Here is a 5,212-nt window from a genome sequence, read left to right on the forward strand (position 1 = left end):
CTCGAGCGCAGCGAGCACGCGCAGCGCGAACCGGCTGCCAGCTTCGCGCTCGGCCGGAGTGAACTGCGACATCGCCGGCGCGATGACGGATTCTCTTGCGAGATACTCGACCACCTCCTCGACGACCTGAAGGCCCTTGCGGGTCAACCGTATGAGAAAGCCGCCCCCATGTCCCGGGTCCGCCAGCCGCTCCACCAAGCCGTGCTCGATCAGGCGGTCGACCTTTTTCGTCATGGCGCCGGAGGTCACCAGCAATGCGCGGAATAGGTCAGTCGGCCGCTTGGCGTACGGGGGACCGCCTCGCCGGAGCGCCAGCAGGACGCGCATGTCGGTGCCGCTGATCTGGTAGCGGCGCTCGCACATCCGCCCATATGCGCGCTCCACCAAGGTCCCGAGACGCATGAAGTATATGGCCAGCAAGAAATCGGAGAGGTCGAGGTCGCTCCGCTCACGTTGCCATTGGACGGTGATGAGCTCGATCAGGCTGCCGCCGAGGGGCGCCTGCGTTGCGGTGGCCGGTTGAGAGTCGACGGCGCGTTCGCCGCGCTTGCGCGCGGAAGACGCTCGCGCGACCGTAGCAGTGTTCTTGACCATTGCATCCTCGTTCCATGTGCGGCAATGATACGTTGCGCCACCCGGACTTCTTCCAAGGAAGGTCCAAGCATCAGTAGAACAATGGACAAACTGGCGTCTCAGGTACCCTCCCCGATGGCCGCACTCTTGGGTGGCTGGTCGATCAGCTTCCGGTCCCAACCTCCCCCCAAAGCCTGGAACAACGTGACGTATGCATTCAACTGCTCCGCCGAGACTTGCGAGAGCAAGAGTTGGACACTGAGCAAGCTGCGTTGGGCGTCGAGTTGGTCAAGGAAAGGCGAATAGCCCGCCTTGTAGCGCTGTGACGAGATCTGGACCGTCCGCTGCAGCGCTTGCCTTTGTGCTTCGAGCGAGATGAGTTGTTCGCGCAGTCGTTGCGTTGACGAGAGGGCATCCTCTACTTCCGAAAAGGCCCCCAGCGCTGCCTTGCGATAGGCATATGCAGCCTCGTTGCGTCGGGCGGCTGCAACGCTTTGCTGGGCCTGCAGGCGTCCGGCATTGAAGATCGGCGCCAGGATGCTTGCCCCGATCGTGAAAACGTTGATGGGATGATCGAGCAGCGTGGAGTGCACACGGCCGAGGTCCCCGGACAGTTCCAGGTTCGGCATGAATGCGGCGCGAGACGCATCCAGCGTGTGATCTGCAGCGACGATGCGTTCTTCCGCGTCGACGATATCGGGCCGGCGTCGCAAGAGCGATGCAGGCAGCGTTTGTGGAATGGGCGGCAGCTTCGGCGCGAGCGCTTGCCCTTCGCGCTCGATATCGCCCGGATTGCGCCCGAGCAGCACACAGAGCGCGTCTTCCGCGCGACGGATGGCAAGCTTCGTGGCCGGGATCTGCTGGGCAGTGCTCTGGTACTCGGCCTCCGCCTGCGCAAGATCGAGTTGCGCAGCATAGCCAACGGCCACTCGTCTGCGCACGAGCTCGACCGTCTGCTCTCGCGCGACCAGCGTTTGCTCCAGGATTGCCAGACGCTGATCCAGCGAGCGCAATGTGAACCAATCGCGTGCGGCCGTGGAGGCCACCAGCAGCTTGACGCTCGCCTCGGCCGCCTGAGTCGCGAGCAGATTTGCACGCGCGGCTGCCGTCGCCGACCGAAGACGGCCGAACAAGTCCGCGTCGAAGGAGAATGTGAGCAGCGGCTCGGTCGCGGTCTGAACCTGCGGAACGCCGAATGCGGGATTGATGCTGCGATCCCGCTCCAGGACAACCCTGCCGTCAACCTGGGGAAATTGCTGCGCATGCGCGAAGTCTGCTTGCGCCATCAGCTCTTCGACGCGCTGCGCCGCTATGTTGATGTCGTCGTTGTTCGCCAATGCCTCTGCAACGATACGCGTCAATCCCGGATCATCGAAACCCTCCCACCAATTCGCCGACAGCCTCACGCCCGGCTGGCTGGCCGACGTTCGCCACTCGACAGGTGACGTCACCTGGGCCTCGGACGGAGCTGGTGGTCGCGGTCCGGCACATCCGGCCAGCACAGTCAGAGCGAGGATTGTCAGCCTATTGCGCATTCGCCGTATCCACATTGGCCTCGACGGACATCCCGGGCCGCAGTTCGCGCAACTGCTGGTTGGAGGCGTCCAGCCGCAATCTGACGCCGATACGTTGCGGGATCTTCACAAAGTTTCCCGTCCCGTTGTCCGGCTTGACGACGGAGAATTCCGAGCCCGCGGCAGGGCGACTTCTTCGACGTGACCGTCGAACCGATGCCCGCCCAGAGCATCGACCGTGATCCAGGCCCGCATGCCGGGCCGCATGCCGAAGGTCTGAGCCTCCTTATAGTTCGCGATGACCCATCGGTCTGCCGGTACCAACGGCAGCAGCTGCGTTCCATTCGTCACGTACTGACCCAGTCGAACGCTCACCTCGCCCAATTGGCCCTTCTCCGGCGCACGGATGACCGTGTTCTCGAGGTCGATCTCGGCTGCACGCAACTGTGCAGCCGCGGCATCAATCTGCGCGGTGAGGCCGTCCCGGCTGACCTCTACCGTTCGAACATCTTGGCGAGCGATCTCGTGAGCCGCATGCGACTGATCGAGTTGTGCATTCGCCTGGGCGAGCGCCGCGCGCAACTGATCACGTTCTCGCATCGACACTGAGCCGTCGGAAACGAGTTCGTCCACCCGTCCCAGATCACCGCGTGCTCGAATCAACTGCGCTTTCGAGTTGGCGATGGCGGCGGACTGCGCTTGAAGCGCTGCGATTCGCGACGCATGCGCTTGCTCGAGGTTCGCCAATGCGGCCTTCTGCGCCTCGAGTGCGGCGCGCGCCTGGTCTACCTTTGCTCGATATTGACGGTCATCGATGCGCACGAGCACCTGGCCCGCATCCACGAACGCATAGTCGCTCGCCAGGACCGCCGTCACGTAGCCGCTGACCTGCGGTGCAATGATCGTGGTGCGACCACGGAGATAGGCGTTGTCGGTCACGCGAACGCCACTCTCGAACGGAGGGAGTTCCCAGGCTCGGAGCACAGCCAGGAGGGCCAGCCCGGCCGCTACGACAATGGCAACGGTCACGAGTGGGTGCTTCCCAGGCAACGGCCAATGCCGACGGGGCCCCGATGGGGTCGGCGAGGCGGAGGGTACCGGATCAGTCATGACGGTTCACTTGAACGTAAGCGCCGGAGGGCGCCGAGCAGCACCAGGAGCGCGGCCAAGAACGCCGTTCCCAGAGCCAGTTGACAGACGAATCGAAATACATCGTTGAAGGCAAGGATGTTTGCTTCCCTGGAAAGCGACGCTGCCAGCAAAGCGCCGCCCTGTTGCGAACGGGCGGCCGGATCTCCGACAACGCCGTTGAGCGAACGAGATGACCGCTGGGTTCGATCGGCAACCTGCTCGTTTCCAACCACGATCCTCTCGGCAAGCTCCTGGTAGTGAGATCGCGCGGCGATCGTCTGATAGCTGCCCAGGAATGCCGAGCCGATCAGCCCCCCGACGTTCTGCGTCATGCTGAAGACGACCACCAGGGTGACGAGATAGGCGGGTCCCAGGCGTATGACCTTGATGATTCCATGCGCTAGTGTCGGGCCGATGAACAGACTGGTCCCAAAGCCAATCAGGGCTTGATTGAGATAGAGCTGCTCAGGACGGGTCAGATTGTTCGCGTGACTGTCCATCCATGCACCAAGCGCAATCGCCAGTGCAGCACCGATGACTTGAAATGGAAGGGCCCGCTCGGACAGCGTCAGCACGCAAGTCACTATGCCGAGCAGCATGCCGACGATGACCCACAAGAACAACCAACGCAATTGATCGTTGTCAAGATTGCCCGCCGTGAGCAAGCCAACAGCCCCGTAGGTCTGCTCTGCGAGCGCAAGCCGCATCAGCAACGCGATTGCCGCGAAGCCAAGGAACTCTCTTGTGCCCATCCAGGCGATGCGAATCAATGGGCGTGTTCGCACCGTCTCTATCAAGATGGCGGTCGCCAGCAATGGAATCGCAATTGCCAGATCGATTCCGAGCCAAGGCGTATCGGTCCACCAGGCCAGACGACCACGATTGAGCACCCCGCAGATCAGCAGCATGGCCGGCAGCAGGAAAGCGACAGTCACGAAGTCCAGCGGTTGAAATGTACGCAGACGGGGGGTTGGCGGGAGTGGCAACAGTAAAGTTAGCGTCAGTGCCACCAATGCGGATGCGAGCTCGATGAAATGCTGGCCCCGCCAACCATGGGCGGACAAGAGATCGACGGGCAACAGACGTGCGAGAGGCGTTCCCAGTTGTGTCATGCCTAGTCCCGTCACCAACGCCACCGCGCGCGCCTTGGGCGGCACGGCCTGTAGCAAATAGTAGATGCCCATCGTCGTCATTCCCGCAGCGACCACGCCGCTCACGAATCGAACAACGACTTCCGAAGACATTCCAGGCCACACGAACCTGAGTGCTGCAACGATCACGTACAGGATCAGAAGCACCCGCATGACGTTTTGCATGCTGAACTGGGCGCGGGCTTTCACCAGCATCGTGTTCGCGCACGCGTTTGCCGCGACATAGATGGCCGGCAACCAACTCAGCTGTGCGACGAAAGTTGCCAACTCACCGGACAGATTGGGCACATTGACTGTGATGGTCGCGTTCGCAAACGTCGCGGTTGCTGCAATATAGAGCCCGACGGCTGCGTAGCCGATACGGCGAAGCGGAGGGTGCGGTGGCGAAAACGGGCCGCCGGGGAAGGTCGGCTGGTCTTCGGGTGCGAAATCGTAGGCGTCGCCGCCAGGTGGATTCGCAGCCGGCCGGATGACTGCCGCAAGGCTAGGCTCCATGGTTCAAGATGTCTCCCGGTAGTCGCCTCAAAGAAAGTTCTCCTTGATCAGCTCAAAGACGTCGTCGCCCTTGCCAGCCAATATTGCGCGCGCCGAGTAGAGTGACATGCCAAGGACTGCACTGGCGTCGACGTAAGGCGGCGTCACGAGTTGCTGCGGATTGACTCGCACATTGAGAAGGGCCGGCCCTGGTTGCGCGAGCCAGTTCTGTACGGCCTCCTCGAGTTCATCTGCCTTGTCGACGGTTCTTCCCCACAGGCCGAGGCTGTCGGCGACCTGTCCAAAATCCGGATTCTTGAGATCGGTGTACAGATTGACCATGCCCTCGGCGCGCTGTTCCATCTCGAC

5 protein-coding genes are annotated in these 5,212 nt (G+C 62.3%); all 5 read right to left on the reverse strand.

The window, feature by feature from the left end; genetic code table 11:
• Positions 1 to 594, reverse strand: a 594-nt coding sequence (locus tag AC1DY5_RS41090) for a MarR family winged helix-turn-helix transcriptional regulator (protein ID WP_478120189.1), incomplete at its 3' end; no start/stop codon positions are given.
• Between the two features lie 98 nt (positions 595 to 692).
• Entirely contained in the window at positions 693 to 2,123 is a 1,431-nt protein-coding gene (locus AC1DY5_RS41095) for an efflux transporter outer membrane subunit (protein WP_478120190.1), read from the reverse strand.
• 90 nt (positions 2,124 to 2,213) lie between these two features.
• The gene (locus tag AC1DY5_RS41100; RefSeq protein ID WP_478120191.1) at positions 2,214 to 3,116 is read right to left on the reverse strand and encodes an HlyD family secretion protein; all 903 of its coding nucleotides are present in this window, start codon (positions 3,114 to 3,116) and stop codon (positions 2,214 to 2,216) included.
• A 77-nt stretch (positions 3,117 to 3,193) separates the two neighbouring features.
• Positions 3,194 to 4,864: an efflux MFS transporter permease gene (locus AC1DY5_RS41105; protein ID WP_478120192.1), complete on the reverse strand. Its 1,671-nt coding sequence runs from the start codon at positions 4,862 to 4,864 to the stop codon at positions 3,194 to 3,196.
• 27 nt (positions 4,865 to 4,891) lie between these two features.
• Positions 4,892 to 5,212, reverse strand: a 321-nt coding sequence (locus AC1DY5_RS41110) for a thiamine pyrophosphate-dependent enzyme (protein ID WP_478120193.1), incomplete at its 5' end; no start/stop codon positions are given.

The organism is Variovorax sp. P4_D9, from assembly GCF_056401695.1.